Genomic DNA, 26,291 nt, shown 5'->3' on the forward strand with positions numbered 1-26,291 from the left:
CCCGTGCGCGAGGATGGGGCCATGAACGCCATCATCTCCGCACCCGATCTCGCGAACGCCCTCGCGGGGCCGCGGCCGCCCGTGCTGCTCGACGTCCGCTGGCAGCTCAGCCTGGCCGCGGCGGCCGGCGTGGCGCCCTTCGACGGGCGCGCCGCCCACGCGGCGGGGCACATCCCCGGCGCCGTCTTCGTCGACCTGGACCGCGAACTGGCCTCGGCGCCGGGCGGAAACGGCCGCCATCCGCTACCCGACCTGGAGGTGTTCGGCGCCGCGATGCGCCGCGCCGGGGTGTCCGCGGACCGGCCGGTCGTCGTTCACGACGGCGGTCAGGGCTGGGCGGCGGCCCGCGCGTGGTGGCTGCTGCGCTGGACCGGGCACCCCGACGTGCGGTTCCTGGACGGGGGCCTCGTGGCCTGGGAGGGCCCCCTGGAGACCGCCGTGCCCGAGCCGGCCGAGGGCGACTTCGTGCCGAGGCCCGGCGCGCTGCCGCTCCTCGACGCCGACGCGGCCGCGGCGCTGGCCCGGTCCGGCGTGCTCTTCGACGCCCGCGCGGGGGAGCGGTACCGGGGCGAGGTGGAGCCGATCGACCCGGTGGGCGGCCACATCCCGGGCGCGGTGTCCGCGCCGACCACCGAGAACGCGGGCCCGGACGGGAAGTTCCTGCCGGCCGGGGAACTCCGGGCGCGGTTCGCGGCGTTGGGCGCGGCCGAGGGGCGCGGTGTCGGCGTCTACTGCGGCTCCGGCGTCTCCGCGGCGCACGAGGTGCTGGCGCTTGCCGTCGCCGGGATCCCGGCGGCCCTGTACGTCGGCTCGTGGTCCGAGTGGTCCTCGGATCCGTCCCGGCCGGTCGCGGTGGGGCCGGACCCGCAGTGACGGGTCGTCAGGTCGCCGGCCGGGGAGATACTCCCAACGAGTGACAGCCGGTCAGCCGGAACCGGTACCGGACCGTCAGGATCCGTTGGCGACGGCGCGCATGGCGAAGGGCCGCACCCGTCGGGTGCGGCCCTTCCTCTCGTACAGCCTTGCCACCGCTGCCCGTTACTCCTGCTTCTTGCGGCGCGTGCCGAACACGATCTCGTCCCAGCTCGGCACGGCGGCCCGGCGGCCGGGCCGGACCCCGTCCGCCTCGGCCTGCCGGTCGGTGGCGCCGGTGAGGCGGTCGCGGTGGCTGGTGACGGAGCGCGGCATGAGGACGTCCGCGTAGGCGGAGCCGGCCGAGGCCGCGGGGGCCGGGGGCTCCTCGGCGACCAGGTCCTCCTCGGGCTCCTCCACGGGTTCCGGCGCGCGCTCGGGCACCACCAGGTCGCCGCGGAAGCTCGGCACCGCCTCCAGCAGGCTGGTCAGGGTGTCCCGCTCGCCGACGCTCTCCTCGGGGGGTTCGGGCGCCTGCCCCGGCAGTGCCGGACGGTCGCGGTCCCGGTCGAAGGAGCGCTCGCGCGGCAGACGCGCGATGCGCGGCACGAACGGAAAGCTGGGCTCCGGGGAGCCGAGGTCGTCGGACTCGCCGATCAGGGCGCGGGCCTCGTCGTCGACGGCCTGCACCAGGCGCCGCGGCGGGTCGTACGTCCAGCTCGCCGAGTGGGGTTCGCCCGCGACCAGGTAGACCAGCAGGACCTCCCAGGTGCCGTCGTCGCGGCGCCAGGAGTCCCACTGGGCGGTGTCCTTCTCGGCGCCGCGCAGCAGCAGCCGTTCCTGGACGGTCTCGCCGAGCGGCGGACCGGAGTTCTCGCCGGGGCGGCGGACGGGGGTCTTGCGGGCGCGCTCGGCCATGAAGGCGCGCTCGGCGAGCACGGGGCCCTCGAAGCGCCGTACCCGGTCGACGGGGATGCCGGCGAGCTGGGCGACCTCTTCCGCGGTCGCGCCCGCTCGTATCCGGGCCTGGATGTCGCGGGGGCGGAGATGGCTCTCCACCTCGATCTCGATCTGGCCGAGGCGGGGACGGTCGCCGCGTACGGCGGCGCGGAGCCGTTCGTCGATCGGAAGCGTGTACTCCGTGCTGTCCGCAGCCTTGAGCACCAGCCGTGTGCCGTCATTGGAGACGGCCACGACACGCAGTTCGGGCATGGGGACCTCCCGGGTGGTGCCTGCCGACGTCACGTGCGTCGCTGCTTCCGCTAGTCGAGTGTGGCCTGCCCGGGTGCAGCCTGCCACAACCTTGCCGAGTTGCCCGGCGTGTCGGGCACGGGCCCTGGAACGCCGTTATGGCACGGTTACCTGCTTGCAACGCTAAGTGACCAACACCGTCACCCTGTGCAATCAGCCCCCTCCTGGCGGTCCAGCATGGTCCCGGACACCCCGAAGGGAGGCCGGGCCCAGGGCTCATAACGGTACTCCATTCGGGCCACGTGCGTGGATGGGCGCGCCGCCCGAGTTCTGGCCGGAGGCGGTACTCGGCCGCCCCCGTCCGGCTTCCTCGATCATGCCCGTGGTGAACTTCACTTAATCGCCGCAAACGGAACTATCGCTTTCGTCCGTACGTCCCTTTCTCGTGCGTTCGGCCGGTCATCTACGAAGGGTGCGGCCCTGCGCGAAAGATGCGGGTGTGTACGGAAAGGGCAGGCAAGGTCCGGTCATGCGTGAAAGGTCCGACGGTGACGGTGTGCCGAGCATCGGCGAGGAGGTGAGGAGAAGGCGGTTCGACCTGAGCGTCGCCCAGGTCGCGGGCAGCGCCCTGGCGGCGGTGGTGGCCGCGAAGCTCGCCTCGTACTTCGGCGTCTACGGCACGATCCTGGGGGCCGGTGTCGTCAGCGTCCTGGCCACTTGCGGCGGTTCGGTCCTCCAGCACTTCTTCCGGCGTACCGGCGAGCAGCTCCGCGGGGTGGGCGCCGCCCCGGGCGCCTTCCCGGCTGCCTTCCCGGCTGCCTCCCCGGGGACCCGCCCGACCGCTTCCCCGGCCGGCTCTCCCGTGCCGGTCACGGCGGCCGCCCCCGCCGGGCGTATCCCGCCGCCGGTGGGTGAGTTCGGTGAGGGGACCGTCTACCGGGCCCGGATCAAGAGCTGGAAGCGGCCCGTGGTCGCAGCCGCCCTCGTCTTCGGGGTCACCATGGCCGGAATCACCTCCTACGAGCTGGTGTCGGGCGACAGCTTCAGCGGCGGCAGGGGTACGACCGTCGGCTATGCCGTGACCGGCCATCGCTCGCCCTCCGTGACCCCGGACGAACACGCGCCCACCTCCTCGCCCTCCCGCACACCCGGGAGCGGGGAAGGGACTTCGCCGGACGGAGCCGCCCCCGGCCGCCCCGACCACGGCACCGGGGCGAGCCCGACGCCCACACCCGAGGCCACGGGTGACAGTGGCGACAGCGGAGGCGACACCACGGGGACCGCCGGCACCGACGGCGCCGGGGAGGGCAGGCCCTCCGACTCCGGCACCACGGCCCCGGCCCCCGGCGCGAGCGCTACGGCCCCAGCACCCTCCGCAAGTAGTCGTTCTGGAACAGCCGCTGGGGATCCAGCCGGTCCCGCAGCGCCGTGAACTCCCCGAAGCGCGGGTGGACCGCGGCGAGTTGGCCGGCGTCCCTGGTGTGGAGCTTGCCCCAGTGCGGCCGGCCCTCGTACGCGGTGAAGATGCTTTCCGCGGCCGTGAAGTACCGCTGGTAGGGGGTGCCCCGGAACATGTGGACCGCGATGTACCCGCTGTCCCGTCCCGAGGCGGTGGACAGGGTGATGTCGTCGGCGGGCGCGGTGCGCACCTCCACCGGGAAGCTCACCCGCAGTCCGGAGCGGTCGACCATCGCCTTCAGCTCGCGCAGCGCGTCGGCCAGGGCCTCGCGCGGCACGGCGTACTCCATCTCCACGAAACGCACCCGGCGCGGCGAGGTGAAGACCTTGTAGGCGATGTCGGTGTACGTCCGCGCGGACAGCGCGCGGCTGGAGACCCGGGCGATCGACGGAATGGTGGCGGGCGCCGCGCGACCGACCCAGTTGGCCACCTGGAAGACACCGTTGGAGAGGAACTCGTCCTCGAACCAGCCGGCCACCCGCCCCACCGGCTGCTCGGGGCCGGCGCTGCGGTTGTTGCGCTTGGTGTTGGTGCTGCCGGTGTGCGGGAACCAGTAGAACTCGAAGTGCTCGTTCTCCGCCCAGAGTTGGTCGAACTCCGCGAGCACCCGATCCAGGCTCATCGGTTCCTCGCGGGCGGTGAGCAGGAAGAGCGGCTCCACCGCGAACGTGAGGGCCGTGACGATCCCCAGCGCGCCCAGGCCGACGCGGGCGGCGGCGAAGACCTCCGGGTTCTCCGTCGCGGAGCAGGTGAGCACCGAGCCGTCCGCGGTGACCAGTTCAAGGCCCTTGATCTGGGCGGCGATCGACGCGGAATCGCGGCCCGTGCCATGGGTGCCGGTGCTGGTCGCCCCGGACACCGTCTGCTCCATGATGTCGCCCATGTTGGTGAGCGAGAGGCCCTCCCGCGCGAGAGCGACGTTGAGCCGCTTGAGCGGAGTGCCGGCCTCGACCGTGACCGTCATGGCCTCACGGTCGATCCCGCGTATGCCGGTCAGCAACCGCGGGCGGATCATCACGCCGTCCGTCGCGGCGATGCTCGTGAAGGAGTGGCCGGTGCCGACGGCCTTGACCCGCAGTCCGTCCTCGGCGGCCCTCCGCACGGCGGCGGCGACGTCCGCCACCGTGGCCGGAGTGACCTCCCGCCCGGGACGCGCGGCGACGTTGCCGCCCCAGTTACGCCATGTGCCGTTCTTCGCGCTCGTCGTGCTGCTCAACGAAGCCTCCCCGACGCGGAGCCGGCCTGCTGAGCCGGCGGTACCCGAGGAAACCGACCGCCACCGCGACGGCCCCGGACACCGCCGGAACCCCGTACCCGGCCCGCGCCCCGGCCGCGTCGATCACCCAGCCGGCCACCGAGGAGCCCAGCGCCACCCCGACCGCGAGCCCGGTGCTCACCCAGGTCATGCCCTCGGTCAGGTGCGAGCGTGGTACGTGCTCTTCGACGAGGGCCATCGTCGTGATCATTGTGGGAGCGACGGACAGGCCCGCAACGAACAGCGCCACGGCCAGAAACGGCAGGTTTCCGACCAGTAGGAGGGGGATCATACTCACGGCCATCGTGCAGATGCCCAGCAGCCAGCGGCGGGCGGGCGGTCCCGCGAAGCGCAGCAGGCCGAAGACGACGCCCGCCGTGCAGGAGCCCGCCGCGTACAGGGCGAGCACGACGCTCGCGGCGCTCTTGTGCCCCTGCTGCTCGGCGAAGGCGACGGTGACCACGTCGATCGCCCCGAAGATCGTCCCGGTCGCCACGAAGGTCGACACGAGCACCTGGAGCCCGCGCGCACGCAGGGCGGAACCGCCGACGTGGTGCTCGCGCGGGTGCGGCGCGGGCTCGGTGGCGCGCTGGGCGGTCAGCCAGAACACGCCCACCGCCAGGAAGCAGGAGGCCAGCAGCGGCCCCGCCTCCGGGAACCAGACCGTGGACAGCCCGATGGAGACGATCGGCCCGAAGATGAAGCAGGCCTCGTCCACCACCGACTCGAACGAGTAGGCGGTGTGCAGCTGTGGTGTCCCCCGGTACAGGGCCGCCCAGCGCGCGCGGACCATCGCGCCCAGGCTGGGCACGGAGCCGATCCCGGCCGCGCAGACGAACAGCACCCAGTCCGGCCACCGGAAGTGCGCCGCGCACAGCAGGACCGCCGAGGCGGTCAGCGCGACGAGCGTCGCGGGGCGCAGCACCCGGCGCTGCCCGTGCCGGTCCACCAGCCGGGATATCTGCGGGCCCAGGACCGCGGCGGCCAGCGCGATGGTGGCCGACAGCGCGCCCGCGAGTCCGTAGCGCCCGGTGAGCTGGGAGATCATCGTGACCACGCCGATGCCCATCATCGCCAGCGGCAGCCGGCCGAGGAACCCCGCGGCGGAGAAGCCCTTGGAGCCTGGAGCGGCGAACAGGGCACGGTACGGGCTGGGCACAGGGTCTCCGCGAATCCGGTAAGGCGTGAAGGAAGCTGATACAGCTTACGGACCGGGCGCCCCCGGCGCACCACCCCCTCCGGACTTCCGGAGACTTCTCCCCACAGGCACCCGCGCAACCTCCCGCACCGGACTCCCGCGCGCCGCTGCCTCCGGACTCAGGCCCACGTCCCACTCCGGACCCTCGCGCCCCTGCGGGCCGGGAGCCCGCCCGTCGGTCCGGAGTGGCAGGATCGAGGCATGCCTGACGTGCTCGACGCCACCCCGTACGACGCCCTGCTCCTGCTCTCGTTCGGCGGCCCCGAGGGGCCGGACGACGTGATCCCGTTCCTGGAGAACGTGACGCGCGGGCGAGGCATCCCCACCGAGCGCCTGAAGGAAGTGGGCGAACACTACTTCCGGTTCGGCGGGGTCAGCCCGATCAACGCCCAGAACCGCGCCCTGCTCGACGCCCTGCGCAAGGACTTCGCCGACCACGGCCTCGATCTGCCGGTCTACTGGGGCAACCGCAACTGGGCCCCCTACCTGACGGACACCCTGCGGGACATGGTCGGCGACGGCCGCCGCCGCATCCTGGTCCTGGCCACCAGCGCCTACGCCTCCTACTCCGGCTGCCGCCAGTACCGCGAGAACCTCGCGGACTCCCTCGCCGCCCTGGAGGCCGAGGGCCTGGACCTGCCGAAGGTCGACAAGCTGCGGCACTACTTCAACCACCCCGGCTTCCTCCAGCCCATGATCGACGGCGTGCTCGAATCGCTCGCCGGCCTTCCCGAGGACGTCCGCGACGGCGCGCACATCGCCTTCTGCACCCACTCGATCCCGGTCTCCGCCGCGGACACCTCCGGCCCGGTCGCGGGCCACGGCGACGGCGGGGCGTACGTCCGCCAGCACCTGGACGTGGCGCAACTGATCGCCGACGAGGTCCGCGAGCGCACCGGCGTCGACCACCCCTGGCAGCTCGTCTACCAGTCGCGCTCCGGTGCCCCGCACATCCCGTGGCTGGAGCCCGACATCTGCGACCACCTCGAGGAGCGGCACGCCGCCGGGGCCCCGGCCGTGGTCATGGCGCCCATCGGCTTCGTCTCCGACCACATGGAGGTCATGTACGACCTCGACACCGAGGCCACGGCCAAGGCCGCGGAACTGGGCCTTCCGGTGGGCCGCTCCGCCACCGTGGGCGCCGACCCGCGGTTCGCCGCCGCCATCCGCGACCTGATCATGGAGCGGGCCGCCACCGAGCGCGGACAGCGGGTCACGCCGTGCGCCCTGGGCGCGCTCGGCGCGAACCACAACCTGTGCCCGGTGGGCTGCTGCCCGGCCCGTACGCCCCGGCCGGCCGCCGCGGGCGCCGACAGTCTTTACGCGTGAGGAGCCCCGTGACCGACACCCTGCCCGCGGAACTGCTGCAAGTCGCCCGCCAGGCGGCGGCACGCGCCGGAGAGCTGCTGAAGGACGGCCGCCCGGCCGATCTGACGGTGGCCGCCACCAAGTCCAGCCCGATCGACGTCGTCACCGAGATGGACATCGCCGCCGAGAAGCTGATCACCGGCCTGATCGCCGACCGTCGCCCCGACGACGGCGTCCTCGGCGAGGAGGGCGCCTCCGTCGAGGGCACGAGCGGTGTCCGCTGGGTGATCGACCCGCTCGACGGCACCGTGAACTACCTGTACGGGCTGCCGACCTGGGCCGTCTCCATCGCCGCCGAGCAGGACGGCGAGGCGCTGGTCGGGGTCGTGGTCGCCCCGATGCGCGGCGAGGCCTTCCACGCCGTGCGTGGTCGCGGCGCCTGGGCCACCGGAGCCTGGGCCGGCGAGCGCAAGCTGTCCTGCCGCGCCGCGCCGCCCCTGGACCAGGCGTTGATCGCCACCGGCTTCAACTACGTCGCCGAGGTCCGCGCCCACCAGGCCGACGTGGCCCGCCGGCTGATCCCGCTGCTGCGCGACATCCGCCGCAGCGGTTCCGCCGCGGTGGACCTGTGCGACCTGGCGCTGGGCCGCCTGGACGGCTTCTACGAGCGCGGTCTGAACGCGTGGGACTACGCCGCGGGCGACCTGATCGCCCGGGAGGCGGGCGCCGTGTCCGGTGGCCGCCCCGGAGAGCGCCCGTCCCGCGACCTGACGGTAGCGGCCGTCCCCGGCGTCTTCGAGCCCCTCCAGAGCCTCCTGGAGGACCTCGGCGCCTGGCACGACTGAGGGCACGGCAGGAGCACAGCCCGAGGGTGAGGGCCCACCCACCCCCACTGGTCCCACGCGCCGGCCGCGAGGGAGCCGAAGGGCGCGCCGGTTTGGAGGGGGCATGGGGGTCCCCCCTGCTCCTTAGGAGCTTGGGGGAGCGCGGAGGCGCGCAGCGTCGAGCACGATCGGCCCCTCCACACCGGCTGAAAGCGCCCGCAGGCGACCGAGCCATCAGCACAGCGGGACCCCGGCGCTGGATTCGCCGGGGTCCCGCTGTGCGCGTGCAGGCTGGTCAGACGCCAGACACGCCGACCTCCACACCGTGTTCGGCGGCGAGGCGGCGCAGGTCGTCGAGTTCGGCCAGCTCGACCTCGACGAGGAAGTCGTCGCCCTCGTCACGAGCCCGGGTCAGATCGGACTCGGTCGCCTTTATGCGCTGCAGAAGTCCTGCGGTGAATGCGTCCATGCTTGCGCCCCCTCGTCCTGGGTCGGTGGGTCGGTGGCACGGGGGTGTGCCGTTCGAAAGGGGCGATCACGTCTCAGCAAGTGCCCGGCGCTGCCCGACCGGGCGGCGACGGCGCTGGACACCCACACCCACTCTGCGGAAGCGGATCGCGGAGTACCGCATGGTGCTGCGGCACATGCAGAGCGTGATCGCGGGGTGTAAACCCGTCCTCCCCCGACTCCTCGCGACGGAAACCTCGGCCGGACAAGAAAATTCGGGATTCACGGACGCTTCGCCCATCGCTTGCCTGCCGTGCACCGTCCGCTACCACGGCTTACCGCCGACTTACGGCCGAAAAGGGCAGGATGGAAACACACGAACGAAGACCCCTGCCGGCGTGCGCCCTGAGCGGCGCTACGCGGGTGGACACAGGAAGGACATGCGACGTGCGCGTACTCGTCGTCGAGGACGAGCAACTGCTCGCCGATGCGGTGGCCACCGGACTGCGCCGGGAGGCCATGGCCGTCGACGTCGTGTACGACGGTGCGGCCGCCCTGGAGCGCATCGGCGTCAACGACTACGACGTGGTCGTCCTCGACCGCGACCTCCCGCTGGTGCACGGCGACGACGTCTGCCGCAAGATCGTCGAACTGGGCATGCCCACGCGCGTGCTGATGCTCACCGCCTCCGGCGACGTCAGCGACCGTGTCGAGGGCCTGGAGATCGGCGCCGACGACTATCTCCCCAAGCCCTTCGCGTTCAGCGAGCTGACGGCACGCGTGCGTGCCCTGGGCCGGCGCACCAGCGTGCCCCTGCCGCCCGTCCTGGAGCGCGCCGGGATCAAGCTCGACCCCAACCGCCGCGAGGTCTTCCGCGACGGCAGGGAGGTCCAGCTCGCGCCGAAGGAGTTCGCGGTCCTCGAGGTCCTGATGCGCAGCGAGGGCGCCGTGGTCTCCGCGGAGCAGCTCTTGGAGAAGGCCTGGGACGAGAACACCGACCCGTTCACCAACGTCGTGCGCGTCACGGTGATGACGCTGCGGCGCAAGCTCGGCGAGCCCCCGGTGATCGTCACCGTGCCCGGCTCCGGCTACCGGATCTGAGCCGCCGTGGCCGCGACCCCGGCGCCGCCCCAGGCGCCCCCGAAACCCACCTGGGACCCCAGAAGGCCGGAGCCCGCCTTCCCGTGGCTGCGCCCGACCATCCGGATAAGGCTGACGCTGCTGTACGGCGGCATGTTCTTGATCGCCGGCATCCTGCTGCTGTCGATCATCTACCTGCTCGCCGCGCAGGCCCTGCGCACCGGCAACCAACCGCTGTTCAAGATCGTCGACTTCAACGCCCTGAGGGTCACCAGCACCGACTGTCCGGGCGTCGACAACGGCAACCTGTCGCTGTCGGAGTTCAACGCCGCGATCAGCGCCTGCATCGATCACCAGCGCCAGGCCGCCCTGGACAGCCTGCTCAGCCGCTCGCTGCTCGCCCTGCTCGGCCTCGCCGTGATCGCCTTCGCGTTCGGCTACGCGATGGCCGGCCGTGTGCTGTCCCCGCTCGGCCGGATCACCCGCACCGCCCGCGCGGTGGCCGGCTCCGACCTGTCCCGGCGGATCGAGCTGGACGGCCCGGACGACGAGCTGAAGGAACTCGCGGACACCTTCGACGACATGCTGGAGCGGCTGCAGCGGGCCTTCACCGCCCAGCAGCGCTTCGTCGGCAACGCCTCGCACGAGCTGCGCACGCCGCTCGCGATCAACCGCACGCTGCTGGAGGTGCAGCTCTCCGACCCGCACGCGCCGATGGAGCTCCAGCAGCTCGGCAAGACCCTGCTGGCCACCAACGAGCGCAGCGAACAGCTCGTCGAGGGCCTGCTGCTGCTCGCCCGCAGCGACAACCAGATCGTCGAGCGCAAGCCGGTGGACCTCGCCGAGGTCGCCTCGCAGGCCATCGACCAGGTGCGCGGGGAGGCGGAGGCCAAGGGGGTCGTGATCCGCGGCGAGCGCAAGCCGGCGGTGGTCCAGGGCAACGGCGTGCTGCTGGAGCGGATCGCCCTGAACCTGGTGCAGAACGCGGTGCGGTACAACGTGGCCAATGAGGAGGTGCAGCGCGAAGCGCTTCCCAACAAGGGTGGTGGCGGGAGACGGGAGGGCGGGTGGGTGGAGGTCACCACGGACGTCCAGCACGGTCAGGCGATCCTCGTCGTCACCAACACCGGCCCGGTCGTCCCGGCCTACGAGATCGACAACCTCTTCGAGCCCTTCCGGCGGCTGCGCACCGAGCGCACCGGCAGCGACAAGGGCGTCGGCCTCGGTCTGTCCATCGCCCGTTCCGTGGCGAGGGCTCACGGCGGCCACATTTCGGCCCAGCCGCGTGAGGGGGGTGGGCTGGTGATGCGAGTGATGCTGCCGATCTGAGATCATTGCGCCGACACACGGGGATGTTCGCTTTGCGCGGAAATTCCCGGGGCCGTTCCCGGCTTCACCGTGTGTGATCGATCACATGGGCGGTTTTCCGGCCATCTACTCTGCGTGGTCATGTGAACCCCCAAAATGCCGGAAAAATACCGGTTTTCAGGGGGCATGATCACGGGAAGTACACGGTGGGACCGCTTTGGAGCGGGGCATCCGGACCGTGTACGGTCCCGATCGCCATCCAAGCCGATCACTCTTGAGGAGTGCGGTTGGGTGTCGATTGAGTAACAGACCTTGATGTGAGGCAAAATCTCCGCCTCAGGTCGGGCACAAGTCCGGCCTCTCACGCGTTACGTGCGCTGGAGACACCGCATACACCCAGAGGGGGAGAGCGACATGGCAACCGATTACGACACCCCACGCAAGACCGACGACGACGTTGACTCGGACAGCCTGGAAGAGCTGAAGGCCAGGCGGAACGACAAGTCCACCTCGGCCGTCGACGTCGACGAGTTCGAGGCCGCAGAAGGCCTGGAACTGCCCGGCGCGGACCTCTCGAACGAGGAGCTGGCCGTCCGGGTGCTGCCCAAGCAGCAGGACGAGTTCACCTGCATGAGCTGCTTCCTGGTGCACCACCGCAGCCAGCTGGCCCGGGAGAAGAACGGTCAGCCGATCTGCCGCGACTGCGACTGAGGCAGGGTCGGCCGTGACTGGCTCGACCCCTCCTTGGAAGCGCCGCATCCCCCGCGGGGGAGCGGACCCGGGGCCGCCCGACGGCCCCAACGGCGCGCGTGACGACGAGCGAGGGCCGTCCCGTACAACCGATCCGGACGGATCGGCGGGATCGCCCGCGCTCGCATCGGTCTCGGGGCGCGGTGACCCCGCCGACCCGGCGGGCGGATCCGCGCCCGCAGTCCGGCGGCAGGCCGCGGCGTTCCGGCACCACGCCCGCACGGTCGGGAGAGTGGCCAGGAGCGGCGCACGCGTGAGCAGTGGCCGCGCCAGGGCGGCCCTCTCGTACCTCACCGACCGCGTCATCGACACGGCCCCGCGGATTCCCGTGAGGGACCTCGGCGCGCTCCGCCGGCAGTTCCCGGGCCTCGGACCCGAACAGCTCGCGGACAAGCTCGTGGCGGGCGCGGCGCACGCCTCCTCCACGGTCGGAGCGGGCGTCGGCGCGGCGGCGATGCTGCCGGTACCGCCCGCGATGCCGACCCAGCTGGCCGCGGAGGTCACCGGAGTCGCGGCGATCGAACTCAAGCTGATCGCGGAACTCCACGAGGTGTACGGGGCGCGGCCCCCCGGAAATCTGAAGGCCCGCAGTACCGCGTATCTGGCCGCCTGGTCGCAGGAGCGCAAGATCGACGTGCGGAATCCGACGACGATCGACATCGCCCTCGGGGGCCGGGTGAAGCGCCGGCTGCGCCGGCAGATCATGAAGCGGACGGCGCGGGGCCTGCCCAAGCTGACGCCCTTCATGGTGGGCGCCGCGGCCGGAGCCGTGATGAACCGGCGCGAGACCAGACGGCTCGCCGCCCGCATCCGCTCGGACCTGCGCAAGGTCCAGGTCCCATGGGGCGAACTGCCCCCGCTGCCGCCCCTGGAGGCGGCCGGGCACCCACTGCGGCTCCAGGACACCGACGACGACCCGGACGGCTCCGGTACCACCGACGGTCCCGACGCCACCGGCGGCTTCGGGAAGCTTGAGAGCTGACCCGGTCGCGCCCGAGGTCACCCGTACGAAGCCGCGCGGCCCCGGCGCCCCCTGGACGGTGTTACGGGCGTTACGCGGCCTCGGCCTCCGCGGCGGCCCGCGCCGCACGCAGCGCCTCGGCCAGCCGCTCCGGCTCCCGCGTCGACAGGTACAGGTAGGGCGTGGGGTCCTCGGGGTCGGTGACGATCACCCGCAGCGCCCCGGGGATGTACGCGCGCAGCAGCAGGAAGGCGCGGGTGTCGGCCTTGTGGGTGCGCCAGGCGCGCGCCTCCTCCGCGTCCAGCACCTCCGTCTCGCCGAGCGCCGTGACCGGGATCTTCGCCTCGCCCGCGATCAGCAGTCCGCCCACGACCCGGATCCGCGGCGAGCCGTAGGAGCTCGCCACGACCGCCGACGCCGCGGTGCCGCCGACCAGGCCGCCCAGCATCGGCAGGGTGCCGAAGGGAAGCAGGACCAGGGCGCAGGAGATGCCCATCAGAAGGCTGATCAGCCACCAGGAACGGGGCGCGGTGAGGCGTTCTTCGTAGGGCTGGGCGGAGAGCTGCATGAACCAAGCTTGGCACGGTGACGGGCCCGCGCCGACGCGCGGGTAAGGTCTGCGCCTGTGAGTGGTAGTTCCGCAGCTCTTCAGCCCCCGCCCGACGCCGTGGCCCCGGTCCGGCACCCCGACGCCCCCGCGCCCGGCGAACTCCTCGGCTCGCATTACGCAGAGTGCTTCGGCTGTGGCGAGGAGCAGCCGCACGGGCTGCACCTCCAGGCCCGGGCCGGGGAGGGCGTCGCGATCACCGCCGAGTTCACCGTGCAGCCCGCCCACCAGGGCGCGCCCGGCCTCGCCCACGGCGGGGTCCTCGCGACCGCCCTCGACGAGGCCCTCGGCTCGCTGAACTGGCTGCTGCGGACGATCGCCGTGACCGGGCGGCTGGAGACGGACTACGTGCGCCCGGTGCCGGTCGGCACCGTCCTGCACCTGGAGGCCGAGGTCACCGCCGTGGCCGGGCGGAAGATCTACTCCAGGGCCACCGGACGTGTCGGCGGCCCCGACGGGCCGGTCGCCGTCCGCGCCGAGGCCCTGTTCGTCGAGGTCAAGGTCGACCACTTCGTCGACCACGGCCGCGAGCAGGAGATCCAGGCCGTCATGAACGACCCCGACCAGGTCCGGCGCGTCCGCGCCTTCGAGGTGAACCCGTGAGCCGTGAGCCCCTGAACGTGCTGATCCGGCGTGTCGACGCCGACGTACCGCTTCCGGCGTACGCGCATCCCGGTGACGCGGGCGCCGATCTGCGCACGACCGTGGCGTGCGAACTGGCACCGGGGGAGCGGGCCGTACTGCCCACCGGAGTGTCTGTCGCGCTCCCGGAGGGGTACGCGGCCTTCGTGCACCCGCGATCCGGACTCGCCGCCCGCTGCGGTGTCGCCCTCGTGAATGCCCCGGGGACGGTTGATGCCGGGTACCGTGGGGAGATCAAGGTGATCGTGGTGAATCTCGACCCGCGCGAGTCCGTGCGGTTCGAGCGCTTCGACCGGATTGCCCAACTGGTCGTCCAGCAGGTCGAGAGGGTCCGCTTCCAGGAGGTGGCGGAGCTTCCCGGCTCGGCGCGGGCCGAGGGGGGCTTCGGGTCCACCGGCGGCCACGCCGCCGTGGACGGTGCGAGCGGCACGAACGGCCGGGCCGCCATGGGCGGGCCGGCGGGTGGGAATCGATACGCTTCGGTCGTATCCGACCGGGAAGGACAGTGACGTGTTCGGACGTCGCAACAAGAAGGGTGCCGCCGAGGACGCGGCCGGCGAGGCCGAGCAGGTCGTCGACAGCGTCGACACCGAGGCGGACGTGGACGTGAAGGGTGAGCGCGAGCGCTTGCGGCTCGAGCCCGGACCGCGGCCCGACGGGCCCTGGGACGGCTCCGAGGTGCGCGAGCCGGCCGAGGGCCGCGTGGACCTCGGCGGGATGTTCGTACCGGGTGTCGAGGGCATGGAGCTGCGGGTCGAGGTCGCGGGCGACGCGATCGTCGCGGCGACCGTCGTCCTGCACGACAGCGCCATCCAGTTGCAGGCCTTCGCCGCGCCCAAGCGCGAGGGCATCTGGGGCGAGGTGCGCGAGGAGATCGGCAGCGGCATCACCCAGCAGGGCGGCATCATCGACGAGGTCGAGGGGCCGCTGGGCTGGGAGCTGCGCGCGCAGGTGCCGGTGCAGCTGCCGGACGGCACGGGCGGCTACCAGGTCGTGCGGTTCGTCGGCGTCGACGGTCCCCGCTGGTTCCTGCGCGGGGTGATCTCCGGGCAGGGCGCGGTGCAGCCGCAGGCGGCCGGACTGCTCGAGCAGATCTTCCGGGACACGGTCGTGGTCCGCGGCGAGGGCCCGATGGCGCCCCGCGACCCGATCGTCCTCAAGCTGCCGAACGACGCGCAGATGGTGCCCGAGGGCGTCCAGCAGGACGAGGGCCAGTCGCGCTTCTCCGGCGGGATGGGCCAGCTCCAGCGCGGACCGGAGATCACCGAGGTCCGCTGACCGCGGTCAGCCGGACACGGTCCTCTCATCGACAGGACCCAGGGCCGTACCTCCGCGGTGCGGCCCTCCGCCGTGCGCGGACTCTGCCGCGGCTCCGGCCGGAAACCTTCGCGGACGTCCGTTCGTCTGGATATTGAACGGACGGGCGCGGCTGGTGATACTGGCGCCCGGTCCACGGGGGCGTGAACGGGGAGGGCACATGAGCCAGGTGATCACCGAGACCATGGTGCGCGTGGAGGACGTCCACAAGTCCTACGGACAGGGCGAGGCCGCCGTGCACGCCCTGCGCGGAGTCTCCTTCGAGGTCCCGCGGGGCGAACTGGTCGCACTCAAGGGCCGCTCGGGCTCCGGCAAGACCACGCTGCTGAACATCGTCGGCGGGCTCGACGAGCCGGACCGGGGACGGGTCCACGTCGACGGCCGCGACCTGTCCGAACTCGGCGAGGAGGGCCTCCTCGCCCTGCGCCGGGACCACGTCGGGTTCGTCTTCCAGTCCTTCGGGCTCATCCCGATCCTCACCGCCGCGGAGAACGTGGGCGTGCCGATGCGGCTGCGCCGCGCCGATCCGCGCGTCCGGGAGGAGCGCGTCGAGCTGCTGCTGTCCCTGGTCGGCCTCGCCGACCACGCCCGGCAGCGGCCCGGTGAGCTGTCCGGCGGCCAGCAGCAGCGCGTGGCCATCGCCCGCGCCCTCGCCAACGAGCCGGCGCTCCTGATAGCCGACGAGCCGACCGGCCAGCTCGATGCGGAGACCGGCCACGCCGTGATGGAGCTGCTGCGCGCCGTCGTCCGCAGCGAGCAGGTCACCGCACTGGTCGCCACCCACGACGCCACACTGCTGGACCTCGCCGACCGGGTGCTGGAGCTGCGCGACGGCAAGATCGTCGAATCGTGACGCCCTGAAGGCCTGACGGCCTGATGCTCTGACGCCCTGAGGCCGTATGGCCGTGACGTCGTATCCCCGTGGCGCCCTCCCGTCCCGACCCCACGCACGTCGGGGTCGTGTCCGTCAGGGTTGTGTCAAAGACGGCCATCCGCCCCCGCGCGACCCCTTATGTCGCGATTATCGGCCGTAAGGTCGACGCGGCATACGGAGCCGTGACGGGAAGACAATGGGGCCATGGGACGCGGCAAGCTTCGGATCTATCTCGGTGCGGCACCGGGCGTCGGCAAGACGTACGCGATGCTCTCCGAGGCACACCGCCGGGTGGAGCGGGGCACCGACTGCGTCGTGGCGTTCGTCGAGCACCACGACCGGCTGCGCACCGAGGTGATGCTGCACGGTCTCGAGCAGGTCCCCCGCAAGGCACTGGAGTACCGCGGGAGCACGTTCACCGAGATGGACGTCGACGCCGTGCTGCGCCGCGCCCCGGCCGTCGCCCTGGTGGACGAACTCGCCCACACCAACATCCCAGGCTCCCGCAACGCCAAGCGCTGGCAGGACGTGGAGGAGCTGCTGGCGGCCGGTGTCGACGTCATCTCCACGGTCAACATCCAGCACCTGGAGTCCCTCGGCGACGTGGTCGAGTCGATCACGGGCGTACGGCAGCGGGAGACCGTCCCCGACGAGGTGGTGCGGCGGGCCGACCAGATCGAGCTGGTCGACATGTCGCCCGAGGCCCTCCGCCGCCGGATGGCCCACGGCAACATCTACAAGTCGGACAAGGTCGACGCCGCCCTGTCCAACTACTTCCGGCCCGGCAACCTCACCGCGCTGCGCGAGCTGGCCCTGCTGTGGGTGGCCGACCGGGTCGACGAGTACCTCCAGCGCTACCGGAGCGAGCACCAGGTCTCCAGGATCTGGGGCTCGCGCGAGCGGATCGTCGTCGGCCTGACCGGCGGTCCCGAGGGGCGCACGCTGATCCGCCGGGCGGCCCGGCTGGCCGAGAAGGGCGCCGGAGGGGAGGTCATGGCCGTCTACATCGCCCGCAGCGACGGACTGACCTCCGCCTCCCCGAAGGAGCTGGCCGTCCAGCGCACCCTCGTGGAGGACCTGGGCGGCACCTTCCACCATGTCGTCGGCGACGACATACCGGCCGCGCTGCTCGACTTCGCCCGCGGGGTCAACGCCACCCAGATCGTGCTGGGCTCCTCGCGCCGCAAGACCTGGCAGTACATCTTCGGACCGGGCGTGGGCGCCACGGTGGCCCGCGAGTCGGGCCCCGACCTCGACGTGCACATCGTCACCCACGGACAGGTCGCCAAGGGGCGCGGACTGCCGGTGGCCCGCGGTGCCCGGCTCGGACGGGCCCGGATCGTCTGGGGCTGGACGGTCGCGGTCGCCGGCCCGGTGATCCTCGCGCTGCTGCTGAACACCGTGGACCTCGGCCTCGCCAACGACATGCTGCTGTTCCTCGCCCTGACGGTGGCCGCGGCCCTGCTGGGCGGGCTGCTGCCGGCGCTCGCCTCGGCGGCCGTCGGATCGCTGCTGCTGAACTACTACTACACACCGCCCCTGCACCGGCTCACCATCGCCGACCCCAAGAACATCGTGGCCATCGCGATCTTCGTCGGGATCGCCGTGTCCGTGGCCTCCGTGGTGGACCTCGCGGCCCGCCGCACCCACCAGGCCGCCCGGTTGCGCGCCGAGGCGGAGATACTGTCCTTCCTCGCGGGCAGCGTGCTGCGCGGGGAGACCAGCCTTGAGGCGCTGCTGGAGCGGGTCCGCGAGACCTTCGGCATGGAGTCGGTGGCCCTCCTGGAGCGGCAGAGCGAGGTGGACCCCTGGACGTGCGCCGGCCGTGTGGGCACGGGCGGGCCGCTCCAGCGCCCCGAGGACGCGGCCGTGGACATGCCCGTCAGCGACCACATGGCGCTGGCGCTGACCGGACGGGTGCTGCCCGCCTCCGACCGCCGCGTGCTGGCCGCCTTCGCCGCCCAGGCCGCCGTCGTCCTGGAACGCCGGCGCCTCCAGGAGGAGGCCGACCAGGCCCGCGCCCTCGCGGAGGGCAACCGCATCCGCACCGCGCTGCTCGCCGCCGTCAGCCACGATCTGCGCACCCCGCTCGCCGGGATCAAGGCGGCCGTCTCCTCGCTCAGGTCCGAGGACGTCGAGTGGTCCGAGGAGGACCGCGCGGAACTGCTCCAGGGCATCGAGGAGGGCGCCGACCGGCTCGACCACCTCGTGGGCAACCTGCTCGACATGTCCCGCCTCCAGACCGGCACCGTCACTCCGCTGATCCGCGAGATCGACCTCGACGAGGTGGTGCCGATGGCGCTGGGCGGGGTGCCCGAGGACAGCGTGCACCTGGACATCCCGGAGTACCTGCCGATGGTCGCCGTCGACCCCGGGCTGCTGGAGCGCGCGGTCGCCAACCTGGTGGAGAACGCCGTGAAGTACAGTCCGGCGGACGAGCAGGTGGTGGTGTCCGCCAGCGCCATGGCCGACCGGGTCGAGGTCCGGGTCGTCGACCGCGGACCGGGCGTCCCCGACGAGGCCAAGGACCGTATCTTCGAGCCGTTCCAGCGGCACGGCGACGCCCCGCGCGGAGCCGGCGTGGGCCTCGGCCTCGCCGTGGCACGCGGCTTCGCCGAGGCCATGAGCGGCACGCTCGACGCCGAGGACACGCCCGGTGGCGGTCTGACGATGGTCCTCACCCTGCGGGCCGCGGAAAGCCTTCGCGGCCCCGTACGACTCGCCGAACCAGAAAGGCAAACCACATGACGCGGGTGCTGGTGGTCGACGACGAGCCACAGATCGTGCGGGCCCTCGTGATCAACCTCAAGGCACGCAAGTACGAGGTCGACGCCGCCTCCGACGGCAGGAGCGCCCTCGACCTCGCCGCCTCCCGCCACCCCGACGTGGTCGTGCTCGACCTGGGTCTGCCCGACATGGACGGCGTCGAGGTGATCAGGGGCCTGCGTGGCTGGACCCGGGTTCCCATCCTGGTGCTGTCCGCCCGGCACTCCTCCGACGAGAAGGTCCAGGCGCTGGACGCGGGCGCCGACGACTACGTCACCAAGCCGTTCGGCATGGACGAGCTGCTGGCCCGGCTGCGGGCCGCCGTCCGCCGCGCCGAGCCCGTCGGGAGCGGCGAGGACGGCGTGCTGGTGGAGACCGAGGACTTCACCGTCGACCTGGCCGCGAAGAAGGTCAACCGGGCCGGCAAGGACGTACGGCTCACCCCGACCGAATGGCACCTGCTGGAGGTGCTGGTGCGCAACACCGGCCGGCTGGTCAGCCAGAAGCAGCTGCTCCAGGAGGTGTGGGGGCCGTCGTACGGCACGGAGACGAACTATCTGCGCGTGTACATGGCACAGCTGCGCAGGAAGCTGGAGGCCGACCCCTCGCACCCCAAGCACTTCGTCACCGAACCGGGGATGGGCTACCGCTTCGAGAAGTGAGCGGTTACGTCCCCCTCGGGGACCCCCGGTACGCTTCAGACATGAGTGCTGTTCCTCGTTCAGACAAGCCGGTGGGCCGATTCCGGCGCATGCTCGACCGGCTTTCCTCGTCGCAGGAGGACCTGGAGTCCGAGGAACTGCGTGAGGACGCCGAGACCGCGGGCTGTACACGCATCGGCGACTGCACCGACCGGCAGATCGTCACGGTTACTGGTACCTTGCGCACGGTCACCCTGCGTCCGCGTGCCGGAGTCCCGGCCCTGGAGGCCGAGTTGTTCGACGGCACGGCCGCCCTGGACGTGGTGTGGCTCGGCAGGCGTTCCATCGTCGGTATAGAACCGGGGCGCAGGCTGATCGCATCGGGCCGGATCTCGATGAGCCGGGGCCGCCGGGTGCTGTTCAATCCCAAGTACGAACTGCGACCCCTGGGACGGGAGTAGCCGGTGACGTCACTCGACAAGCCGACCGAAGACACGACTGCCGACCACGATGCCCGGGCGGTGACGGAGGCCGCCCTGTTCGAGGCGTTCGGCGGGGTGCGGGGCATGGTCGAGACGGTGCTGCCCGGCCTCCTCTTCGTCACCATCTTCACGATCAACAAGGACCTGCACTGGTCGGCGATCGCCGCGCTGGCCGTGTCGCTGGTGCTGGTCGTGGTCCGGCTGGCGAGGCGGGACACCGTCAAGCACGCCTTCAGCGGTGTCTTCGGCGTCGCCTTCGGTGTCGTCTTCGCGATGATGACCGGCAACGCCAAGGACTTCTACCTGCCCGGCATGCTCTACACACTGGGCCTGGCCGTGGCGTACATCGTGACCACGCTGGCCGGGGTCCCGCTGATCGGCCTGATGCTCGGCCCGGTCTTCAAGGAGAACCTCTCCTGGCGCACCCGCAACCCGGGCCGCAAGAAGGCCTACGCCAAGGCGAGCTGGGCCTGGGGCCTGATCCTGCTCGCCAAGTGCGCGATCCTCTTCCCGCTGTACTGGTGGGCCAACACCGCCCAGCTCGGCTGGGTCCTGGTCATCCTGAAGATCCCGCCGTTCCTGCTGGCGGTCTGGCTGACCTGGGTCTTCCTCGCCAAGGCTCCCCCGCCCATCGACGTGTTCGCCGAGATGGAGGCCGAGGAGAAGGCCGAGGAGGAGCGCAAGGCGGCCCTGACACCGGAGCACGGCGAGGAACCGGCCGCAGGCCGTCACCGCCGCCAGAACTGAGCACCGCCGCATACGGCGAAGGGGCGCCCCGGATCTCCGGGCGCCCCTTCGCCGTATCCGGGCGCCGGTGCTCGTACCGGGCGCCCCTCGCCGTGCGCGGACCTCGGGCGCTCAGCGCTCCCGGCGCACCGACAGCAGGTCCTCCAGCTGCTCCTCACGGGCCTGCGCGGCCACGAACAGCAGCTCGTCACCCGCCTCCAGGGAGTCCTCCCGGGACGGGGTGAGCACCCGGGTGCCGCGGATGATGGTGACCAGCGAGGTGTCCTCGGGCCACTCGACGTCCCCGACCTGGGTGCCGGCCAGCGCCGACTCCTCCGGCAGGGTCAGCTCCACCAGGTTGGCGTCGCCGTGGCTGAAGCGCAGCAGCCGTACGAGGTCGCCGACGCTCACCGCCTCCTCGACCAGCGCGGACATCAGCCGCGGCGTGGACACGGCCACGTCCACGCCCCAGGCCTCGTTGAACAGCCACTCGTTCTTCGGGTTGTTCACACGGGCCACCACCCGCGGTACCCCGTACTCCGTCCTCGCCAGCAGGGAGACGACCAGGTTCACCTTGTCGTCGCCCGTCGCGGCGATCACCACGTTGCAGCGCTGGAGCGCGGCCTCGTCCAGCGAGGTGATCTCGCAGGCGTCGGCCAGCAGCCACTCGGCCTGCGGCACGCGCTCGACCGAGATGGCGGTCGGCGCCTTGTCGATGAGAAGGACCTCGTGGCCGTTCTCCAGCAGCTCGCCCGCGATCGAGCGACCGACCGCGCCGGCACCGGCAATGGCGACCCTCATCAGTGACCGCTCTCCTCTTCCGGGCCCTCGGCGAACGCCGCCTCGACCTTCTCCACGTCGTCCGTCCGCATCATCACGTGCACGAGGTCGCCCTCCTGGAGCACGGTCTGCGAGCTCGGCAGGATCGCCTCGCCGAGGCGGGTCAGGAACGCCACCCGGACGCCCGTCTCCTCCTGGAGCTCGCTGATCTTGTGGCCCACCCACTTGGGGGAGGCGTGCACCTCGGCGAGCTGGACGCCGCCGGTGGGGTCGCGCCACAGCGGCTCGGCGCCCGAGGGCAGCAGTCGGCGGAGCATCTGGTCGGCCGTCCAGCGGACCGTGGCCACGGTCGGGATCCCCAGGCGCTGGTACACCTCGGCGCGGCGGGGATCGTAGATACGGGCCGCGACGTTCTGCACGCCGAACATCTCGCGGGCCACCCGGGCCGAGATGATGTTCGAGTTGTCCCCGCTGGAGACGGCCGCGAAGGCACCGGCCTCCTCGATGCCCGCCTCGCGCAGGGTGTCCTGGTCGAAGCCGATTCCGGTGACCCTGCGGCCACCGAACCCGGGGCCCAGCCGGCGGAAGGCGGTGGGGTCCTGATCGATCACGGCGACCGTGTGCCCCTGCTGCTCCAGGGTCTGGGCGAGAGCGGAGCCCACTCTCCCGCAGCCCATGATGACGATGTGCACGACCGTCCTTCCGATGTCAATAGCGACTGCTCAGCCCCATCAGGGTCTCAGACAGAGGGACAAGCTACACATGCCCGGTCCGGGGCGGGCACCCCCTGTCGCGTCCTTAACGCCTCCGCGGCGCGTGGCGCCTCACTCGGCCCCAAGGCGTCCCACTCGGGTCCGCTCGGTCTCGAAGGGCCGGCGCCGAGTGATGCTGCGCACGCTGCGCAGGGTCAGGAATCCGAGGCCGAGCAACGCGGCGGCGGCGCCGATCAGCTCCGCGGTAGGGGGCACGGGACCTCCGAGGGGTCGGCGGGGAGCGGAGTCCAGACATCTAGGCACGGCACGCACCCCGCCTGCGGAATCCGCAGGGTCTTCGGTACCGGAATTCACTCGTGAGGCAGATCTGGACCGGCGGGTGCACGACCCGGGGGGCTAAGGCCTACGATGCTCTGTTGTGTCCAAACTGACCGACGTGCCCAAACGTATTCTGATCGGGCGCGCACTGCGCAGTGACCGGCTGAGCGAGACGCTCCTGCCGAAGCGCATCGCCCTACCCGTCTTCGCCTCCGACTCGCTGTCCTCCGTGGCCTACGCGCCCGGCGAGGTACTGCTGGTCCTGTCCATCGCCGGCGTGTCGGCGTACCACTTCAGCCCCTGGATCGCGGTCGCGGTCGCCGTGCTGATGCTCACCGTGGTCGCCTCCTACCGGCAGAACGTGCACGCCTACCCGAGCGGTGGCGGCGACTACGAGGTCGCGACCACCAACCTCGGCTCCAAGGCGGGCCTGACCGTCGCGAGCGCGCTGCTGGTCGACTACGTCCTGACCGTCGCCGTCTCGATCTCCTCCGGCATCGAGAACCTCGGCTCCGCCGTCCCCTTCGTCGTCCAGCACAAGGTGCTGTGCGCGGTCGCGGTGATCGTGCTCCTGACAGTGATGAACCTGCGCGGGGTGAAAGAGTCGGGCACGCTCTTCGCCATCCCCACGTACGTGTTCGTCTCCGGCGTCTTCATCATGATCGTGTGGGGCGCCGTCCGCGGGCTCGTCCTCGGCGAGACCATGCGGGCGCCGACCGCCGACTTCCACATCAAGGCCGAGCACCAGGGACTGGCCGGATTCGCCCTCGTCTTCCTGCTGCTGCGCGCCTTCTCCTCCGGCTGCGCGGCGCTCACCGGCGTCGAGGCGATCTCCAACGGCGTCCCCGCCTTTCGCAAGCCCAAGTCCAGGAACGCGGCCAGCACGCTGGCGATGATCGGCCTGCTGGCCGTGACGATGTTCTGCGGCATCATCACGCTGGCCATGACGACCGGCGTCCGCATGTCCGACAACCCGGCCGCCAACCTCCTGAACAACGGCGTCCCGGTCGGCCCGGGCTATGTGCAGAACCCGGTGATCTCCCAGGTCGCCGAGGCCGTCTTCGGCAAGGGCAGCTTCCTGTTCCTCATCCTGGCCGCGGCGACGGCGCTGGTCCTGTTCCTGGCCGCCAACACCGCCTACAACGGCTTCCCGGTGCTCGGCTCGATCCTCGCCCAGGACCGCTTCCTGCCCCGCCAGCTCCACACCCGCGGCGACCGGCTCGCCTTCTCCAACGGCATCGTGCTGCTCGCGGGCGCCGCCATCCTGCTGGTCGTCGTCTACGGTGCCGACTCCACCCGGCTGATCCAGCTCTACATCGTCGGCGTGTTCGTGTCCTTCACGCTCAGCCAGGTCGGCATGGTCAAGCACTGGAACCGCCACCTGGCCACCGAGCGGGACCCGGCCAGGCGCAGCCACATGATCCGCTCCCGCGCCATCAACACCTTCGGCGCGTTCCTCACCAGCACCGTGCTGGTCGTCGTCCTCGTCACCAAGTTCACGCACGGCGCCTGGGTGGCCCTGCTCGGCATGTGCATCTTCTTCGCGACGATGACCGCGATCCGCAAGCACTACGACCGGGTCACCGAGGAGATCGCGGCCCCCGACGGCCCGGACGACGACACCGTCCGGCCCTCCCGCGTCCACTCCGTGGTCCTCATCTCCAAGATCCACCGTCCCACCCTGCGCGCCCTGGCGTACGCCAAGCTGATGCGCTCGGACACCCTGGAGGGCCTCACCGTCAACGTGGACCCGGCCGAGACCCGGGCGCTGCGCGAGGAGTGGGAGCGGCGCGGCATCGACGTACCCCTGAAGGTGCTCGACTCGCCCTACCGCGAGGTCACCCGCCCGGTCATCGAGTACGTCAAGAGCCTGCGCAAGGAGTCCCCGCGCGACGCCGTCTCGGTGATCATCCCCGAGTACGTCGTCGGCCACTGGTACGAGCACCTGCTGCACAACCAGAGCGCGCTGCGCCTGAAGGGCCGGCTGCTGTTCACGCCGGGCGTGATGGTCACCTCGGTGCCCTACCAGCTGGCCTCCTCCGAGGCGGCCAAGCAGCGCGCCCGCAGGCGCCAGGAGTGGAGCGCGCCGGGTGCGGTGCGGCGCGGCCCGGCCCAGGAGCGCCCGAAGGAGCCGAAGGAGTCGCCGGCGGCCAAGGGCTGACCGGCTTCCGCTCGGCGCCGCACCTGATGGTGAACGGCCGGACGGCACCCGCGTAGACTGGTGGGCTGTTGTCCGGCCGTACGCCTTTCCCGATCTGGAGTCACCCCACCATGCACGCAGAACAGAAGAACTCGCGGGTGGGCCAGGAGCAGGGCGCCTCGCTGGTGGGGCAGGAGTACGAGGTCGAGATCGGCCCCGTCGCCCACGGCGGCCACTGCATCGCCCGTACCGCCGAGGGCCAGGTGCTGTTCGTACGGCACGCGCTGCCCGGCGAGCGGGTCGTGGCCCGGGTGACCGAGGGCGAGGAGGGCGCCCGGTTCCTGCGCGCCGACGCGGTACGGATCATCGACGCCTCCAAGGACCGTGTCGAGGCCCCCTGCCCCTACGCGGGCCCCGGCCGCTGCGGCGGCTGCGACTGGCAGCACGCCAAGCCGGGTGCCCAGCGCCGGCTCAAGGGCGAAGTGCTTGCCGAGCAGCTCAAGCGCCTCGCGGGCCTCACGCCCGAGGAGGCCGGCTGGGACGGCACGGTGATGCCCGCCGAGGGCGACAAGCTGCCCGCGGGCGAGGTCCCGCAGTGGCGCACCCGCGTGCAGTACGCGGTCGACCCCGCCACGGGGAAGGCCGGCCTGCGCCGCCACCGCTCGCACGAGGTCGAGCCGATCGACCACTGCATGATCGCGGCGGCCGGGGTGAGCGAGCTGGGCATCGAGCGGCGCGACTGGACCGGCATGGAGTCCGTGGAGGCGATCGCGGCGACGGGCTCGCAGGACCGCCAGGTGATCCTGACCCCGCGCCCGGGCGCCCGCCTGCCGCTGGTGGAACTGGACAAGCCGGTCTCCGTCCTCCGCGTCGACGAGAAGACCGGCGGCGTCCACCGCGTCCACGGCCGCCCGTTCGTCCGCGAACGCGCCGACGGCCGCACCCACCGCGTGGGCGGGGGCGGCTTCTGGCAGGTCCACCCGAAGGCGGCGGACACCCTGGTCACGGCGGTCATGCAGGGCCTCCTGCCCCGCAAGGGCGACATGGCGCTCGACCTCTACTGCGGCGTCGGCCTCTTCGCCGGCGCCCTGGCCGACCGCGTCGGCGACAAGGGCGCGGTCCTCGGCATCGAGTCCGGCAAGCGCGCGGTGGAGGACGCCCGGCACAACCTCGCCGACTTCCCCCGCGTCCGCGTCGAACAGGGCAAGGTCGAGTCCGTCCTCCCGCGCACCGGCATCACCGAGGTCGACCTGATCGTCCTCGACCCGCCCCGAGCGGGCGCCGGCCGCACCACGGTCGCCCAGCTCGCGTCCCTCGCCGCCCGCCGCATCGCCTACGTCGCCTGCGACCCGGCCGCCCTGGCCCGCGACCTGGCGTACTTCCGCGAGGGCGGCTACCGGGTACGGACGCTGAGGGCGTTCGACCTGTTCCCGATGACGCATCATGTGGAGTGCGTGGTGATTCTGGAGCCTGCGGACAAGGGCGCCTGACCTGCGTTTTTGCTCCTCTGGTGGGTTTCGACCTGTTTCCCTCCGTGTAGCGGTTCGAGCGGACGGATCGCTCTTTGATAGCTCTCTGACCTGCGAATTCGTGAACGAGGCGCTTGCAACGGCGACGCCCTCCAGTGGCTCCTGCGGGATTCTTGACGCTCG

26 protein-coding genes are annotated in these 26,291 nt (G+C 71.9%); 18 read left to right on the forward strand and 8 right to left on the reverse strand.

The annotated features are described in order from the left end of the window. The first annotated feature begins 21 nt into the window (after positions 1 to 21). The gene (locus OIE49_RS26730; protein ID WP_326804477.1) at positions 22 to 873 is read left to right on the forward strand and encodes a sulfurtransferase; all 852 of its coding nucleotides are present in this window, start codon (positions 22 to 24) and stop codon (positions 871 to 873) included. Between the two features lie 165 nt (positions 874 to 1,038). On the opposite strand, the gene sepH is transcribed toward OIE49_RS26730, so the two are convergent. Further along, positions 1,039 to 2,064 (reverse strand): septation protein SepH, encoded by a 1,026-nt coding sequence (gene sepH, locus OIE49_RS26735; RefSeq protein ID WP_326804478.1) that lies wholly within the window; start codon positions 2,062 to 2,064, stop codon positions 1,039 to 1,041. 508 nt (positions 2,065 to 2,572) lie between these two features. Here sepH and OIE49_RS26740 point away from each other — a divergent pair. Further along, entirely contained in the window at positions 2,573 to 3,475 is a 903-nt protein-coding gene (locus OIE49_RS26740; RefSeq protein WP_326804479.1) for a hypothetical protein, read from the forward strand. Here the strand turns inward: OIE49_RS26740 and OIE49_RS26745 are convergent. Both OIE49_RS26745 and OIE49_RS26750 read right to left on the reverse strand, forming a co-directional pair. After that, positions 3,399 to 4,718, reverse strand: coding sequence for a D-arabinono-1,4-lactone oxidase (locus tag OIE49_RS26745; RefSeq protein ID WP_326804480.1), 1,320 nt, complete (start codon positions 4,716 to 4,718; stop codon positions 3,399 to 3,401). The two genes, OIE49_RS26740 and OIE49_RS26745, sit on opposite strands and share 77 nt — an antisense overlap. Continuing rightward, positions 4,678 to 5,916, reverse strand: a complete 1,239-nt coding sequence (locus OIE49_RS26750) for an MFS transporter (protein ID WP_100570658.1) — start codon at positions 5,914 to 5,916, stop codon at positions 4,678 to 4,680. The genes OIE49_RS26745 and OIE49_RS26750 overlap by 41 nt, the downstream gene beginning before the upstream one ends. A 240-nt stretch (positions 5,917 to 6,156) precedes the next feature. Here OIE49_RS26750 and OIE49_RS26755 point away from each other — a divergent pair, with 240 nt between their 5' ends. After that, complete coding sequence (locus OIE49_RS26755; protein WP_326804481.1) at positions 6,157 to 7,284, forward strand: ferrochelatase; 1,128 nt, start codon at positions 6,157 to 6,159, stop codon at positions 7,282 to 7,284. A gap of 8 nt (positions 7,285 to 7,292) precedes the next feature. Then, the gene (locus tag OIE49_RS26760; protein ID WP_326804482.1) at positions 7,293 to 8,108 is read left to right on the forward strand and encodes an inositol monophosphatase family protein; all 816 of its coding nucleotides are present in this window, start codon (positions 7,293 to 7,295) and stop codon (positions 8,106 to 8,108) included. Positions 8,109 to 8,382: 274 nt separating this feature from the next. Here OIE49_RS26760 and OIE49_RS26765 read toward each other — a convergent pair whose 3' ends face one another. After that, the gene (locus tag OIE49_RS26765; protein WP_019981855.1) at positions 8,383 to 8,556 is read right to left on the reverse strand and encodes a hypothetical protein; all 174 of its coding nucleotides are present in this window, start codon (positions 8,554 to 8,556) and stop codon (positions 8,383 to 8,385) included. Between the two features lie 425 nt (positions 8,557 to 8,981). Between OIE49_RS26765 and OIE49_RS26770 the strand changes: the two genes are divergently transcribed. The 4 genes from OIE49_RS26770 to OIE49_RS26785 all read left to right on the forward strand — a co-directional run bounded on the left by OIE49_RS26770 (position 8,982) and on the right by OIE49_RS26785 (position 12,654). After that, positions 8,982 to 9,635 (forward strand): response regulator transcription factor, encoded by a 654-nt coding sequence (locus OIE49_RS26770; RefSeq protein ID WP_028424348.1) that lies wholly within the window; start codon positions 8,982 to 8,984, stop codon positions 9,633 to 9,635. 6 nt (positions 9,636 to 9,641) lie between these two features. Beyond that, positions 9,642 to 10,943 carry a sensor histidine kinase gene (locus OIE49_RS26775; RefSeq protein WP_326804483.1) on the forward strand — a complete coding sequence of 434 codons (1,302 nt, stop codon included), beginning with the start codon at positions 9,642 to 9,644 and terminating at the stop codon, positions 10,941 to 10,943. A 393-nt stretch (positions 10,944 to 11,336) separates the two neighbouring features. After that, positions 11,337 to 11,633 (forward strand): DUF4193 domain-containing protein, encoded by a 297-nt coding sequence (locus OIE49_RS26780; protein WP_005481602.1) that lies wholly within the window; start codon positions 11,337 to 11,339, stop codon positions 11,631 to 11,633. A gap of 13 nt (positions 11,634 to 11,646) precedes the next feature. After that, positions 11,647 to 12,654 carry a hypothetical protein gene (locus OIE49_RS26785; protein WP_326804484.1) on the forward strand — a complete coding sequence of 336 codons (1,008 nt, stop codon included), beginning with the start codon at positions 11,647 to 11,649 and terminating at the stop codon, positions 12,652 to 12,654. A 70-nt stretch (positions 12,655 to 12,724) separates the two neighbouring features. Here OIE49_RS26785 and OIE49_RS26790 read toward each other — a convergent pair whose 3' ends face one another. Next, positions 12,725 to 13,201 carry a DUF3093 domain-containing protein gene (locus OIE49_RS26790; protein WP_326804485.1) on the reverse strand — a complete coding sequence of 159 codons (477 nt, stop codon included), beginning with the start codon at positions 13,199 to 13,201 and terminating at the stop codon, positions 12,725 to 12,727. A gap of 57 nt (positions 13,202 to 13,258) precedes the next feature. Here OIE49_RS26790 and OIE49_RS26795 point away from each other — a divergent pair, with 57 nt between their 5' ends. The 8 genes from OIE49_RS26795 to OIE49_RS26830 all read left to right on the forward strand — a co-directional run bounded on the left by OIE49_RS26795 (position 13,259) and on the right by OIE49_RS26830 (position 20,709). After that, positions 13,259 to 13,843: a PaaI family thioesterase gene (locus tag OIE49_RS26795; protein ID WP_100570652.1), complete on the forward strand. Its 585-nt coding sequence runs from the start codon at positions 13,259 to 13,261 to the stop codon at positions 13,841 to 13,843. Further along, positions 13,840 to 14,391, forward strand: a complete 552-nt coding sequence (dut, locus tag OIE49_RS26800; RefSeq protein ID WP_100570651.1) for a dUTP diphosphatase — start codon at positions 13,840 to 13,842, stop codon at positions 14,389 to 14,391. The genes OIE49_RS26795 and dut overlap by 4 nt, the downstream gene beginning before the upstream one ends. 1 nt (position 14,392) lies before the next feature. Continuing rightward, the gene (locus OIE49_RS26805) at positions 14,393 to 15,160 is read left to right on the forward strand and encodes a DUF3710 domain-containing protein (RefSeq protein WP_326804486.1); all 768 of its coding nucleotides are present in this window, start codon (positions 14,393 to 14,395) and stop codon (positions 15,158 to 15,160) included. Positions 15,161 to 15,359: 199 nt separating this feature from the next. Then, on the forward strand, positions 15,360 to 16,052 hold the full coding sequence (locus tag OIE49_RS26810) for an ABC transporter ATP-binding protein (RefSeq protein ID WP_326804487.1): 693 nt from the start codon (positions 15,360 to 15,362) through the stop codon (positions 16,050 to 16,052). 225 nt (positions 16,053 to 16,277) lie between these two features. Further along, complete coding sequence (locus OIE49_RS26815; protein WP_326804488.1) at positions 16,278 to 18,821, forward strand: sensor histidine kinase KdpD; 2,544 nt, start codon at positions 16,278 to 16,280, stop codon at positions 18,819 to 18,821. Beyond that, entirely contained in the window at positions 18,818 to 19,501 is a 684-nt protein-coding gene (locus OIE49_RS26820; protein WP_100570647.1) for a response regulator, read from the forward strand. Before OIE49_RS26815 ends, OIE49_RS26820 begins: the two co-directional genes overlap by 4 nt. 41 nt (positions 19,502 to 19,542) lie before the next feature. Then, a complete protein-coding gene (locus OIE49_RS26825) occupies positions 19,543 to 19,941 on the forward strand; it encodes an OB-fold nucleic acid binding domain-containing protein (protein WP_100570646.1) in 399 nt (132 codons plus the stop codon). 3 nt (positions 19,942 to 19,944) lie between these two features. Continuing rightward, the gene (locus OIE49_RS26830) at positions 19,945 to 20,709 is read left to right on the forward strand and encodes a DUF3159 domain-containing protein (RefSeq protein ID WP_100570645.1); all 765 of its coding nucleotides are present in this window, start codon (positions 19,945 to 19,947) and stop codon (positions 20,707 to 20,709) included. Between the two features lie 111 nt (positions 20,710 to 20,820). Here the strand turns inward: OIE49_RS26830 and OIE49_RS26835 are convergent, their stop codons facing one another. From OIE49_RS26835 to OIE49_RS26845, 3 genes are all read right to left on the reverse strand, one after another. After that, complete coding sequence (locus OIE49_RS26835) at positions 20,821 to 21,489, reverse strand: potassium channel family protein (protein WP_100570644.1); 669 nt, start codon at positions 21,487 to 21,489, stop codon at positions 20,821 to 20,823. Continuing rightward, on the reverse strand, positions 21,489 to 22,160 hold the full coding sequence (locus tag OIE49_RS26840) for a potassium channel family protein (RefSeq protein ID WP_100570643.1): 672 nt from the start codon (positions 22,158 to 22,160) through the stop codon (positions 21,489 to 21,491). Before OIE49_RS26840 ends, OIE49_RS26835 begins: the two co-directional genes overlap by 1 nt. A 132-nt stretch (positions 22,161 to 22,292) precedes the next feature. Next, the gene (locus OIE49_RS26845; protein WP_199836750.1) at positions 22,293 to 22,436 is read right to left on the reverse strand and encodes a hypothetical protein; all 144 of its coding nucleotides are present in this window, start codon (positions 22,434 to 22,436) and stop codon (positions 22,293 to 22,295) included. A 163-nt stretch (positions 22,437 to 22,599) separates the two neighbouring features. Between OIE49_RS26845 and OIE49_RS26850 the strand changes: the two genes are divergently transcribed. Next, positions 22,600 to 24,660, forward strand: a complete 2,061-nt coding sequence (locus OIE49_RS26850; protein WP_326804489.1) for an APC family permease — start codon at positions 22,600 to 22,602, stop codon at positions 24,658 to 24,660. A gap of 110 nt (positions 24,661 to 24,770) precedes the next feature. Continuing rightward, positions 24,771 to 26,129 (forward strand): class I SAM-dependent RNA methyltransferase, encoded by a 1,359-nt coding sequence (locus OIE49_RS26855; protein WP_326804490.1) that lies wholly within the window; start codon positions 24,771 to 24,773, stop codon positions 26,127 to 26,129. Positions 26,130 to 26,291 lie beyond the last annotated feature (162 nt).

The sequence above is a fragment of the Streptomyces sp. NBC_01788 genome (assembly GCF_035917575.1).
Lineage (GTDB): Bacteria > Actinomycetota > Actinomycetes > Streptomycetales > Streptomycetaceae > Streptomyces.

What these genes read in the sequence shown, in the direction of transcription:
- OIE49_RS26780 (WP_005481602.1), top strand. Translation starts at nt 11,337, where the DNA reads ATGGCAACCGATTACGACACCCCACGCAAGACCGACGACGACGTTGAC.
- sepH (WP_326804478.1), bottom strand. Translation starts at nt 2,064, where the DNA reads ATGCCCGAACTGCGTGTCGTGGCCGTCTCCAATGACGGCACACGGCTG.
- OIE49_RS26730 (WP_326804477.1), top strand. Translation starts at nt 22, where the DNA reads ATGAACGCCATCATCTCCGCACCCGATCTCGCGAACGCCCTCGCGGGG.
- OIE49_RS26815 (WP_326804488.1), top strand. Translation starts at nt 16,278, where the DNA reads ATGGGACGCGGCAAGCTTCGGATCTATCTCGGTGCGGCACCGGGCGTC.
- OIE49_RS26810 (WP_326804487.1), top strand. Translation starts at nt 15,360, where the DNA reads ATGAGCCAGGTGATCACCGAGACCATGGTGCGCGTGGAGGACGTCCAC.
- OIE49_RS26765 (WP_019981855.1), bottom strand. Translation starts at nt 8,556, where the DNA reads ATGGACGCATTCACCGCAGGACTTCTGCAGCGCATAAAGGCGACCGAG.
- OIE49_RS26740 (WP_326804479.1), top strand. Translation starts at nt 2,573, where the DNA reads ATGCGTGAAAGGTCCGACGGTGACGGTGTGCCGAGCATCGGCGAGGAG.
- OIE49_RS26855 (WP_326804490.1), top strand. Translation starts at nt 24,771, where the DNA reads ATGCACGCAGAACAGAAGAACTCGCGGGTGGGCCAGGAGCAGGGCGCC.
- OIE49_RS26790 (WP_326804485.1), bottom strand. Translation starts at nt 13,201, where the DNA reads ATGCAGCTCTCCGCCCAGCCCTACGAAGAACGCCTCACCGCGCCCCGT.
- OIE49_RS26820 (WP_100570647.1), top strand. Translation starts at nt 18,818, where the DNA reads ATGACGCGGGTGCTGGTGGTCGACGACGAGCCACAGATCGTGCGGGCC.
- OIE49_RS26755 (WP_326804481.1), top strand. Translation starts at nt 6,157, where the DNA reads ATGCCTGACGTGCTCGACGCCACCCCGTACGACGCCCTGCTCCTGCTC.
- OIE49_RS26835 (WP_100570644.1), bottom strand. Translation starts at nt 21,489, where the DNA reads ATGAGGGTCGCCATTGCCGGTGCCGGCGCGGTCGGTCGCTCGATCGCG.
- OIE49_RS26825 (WP_100570646.1), top strand. Translation starts at nt 19,543, where the DNA reads ATGAGTGCTGTTCCTCGTTCAGACAAGCCGGTGGGCCGATTCCGGCGC.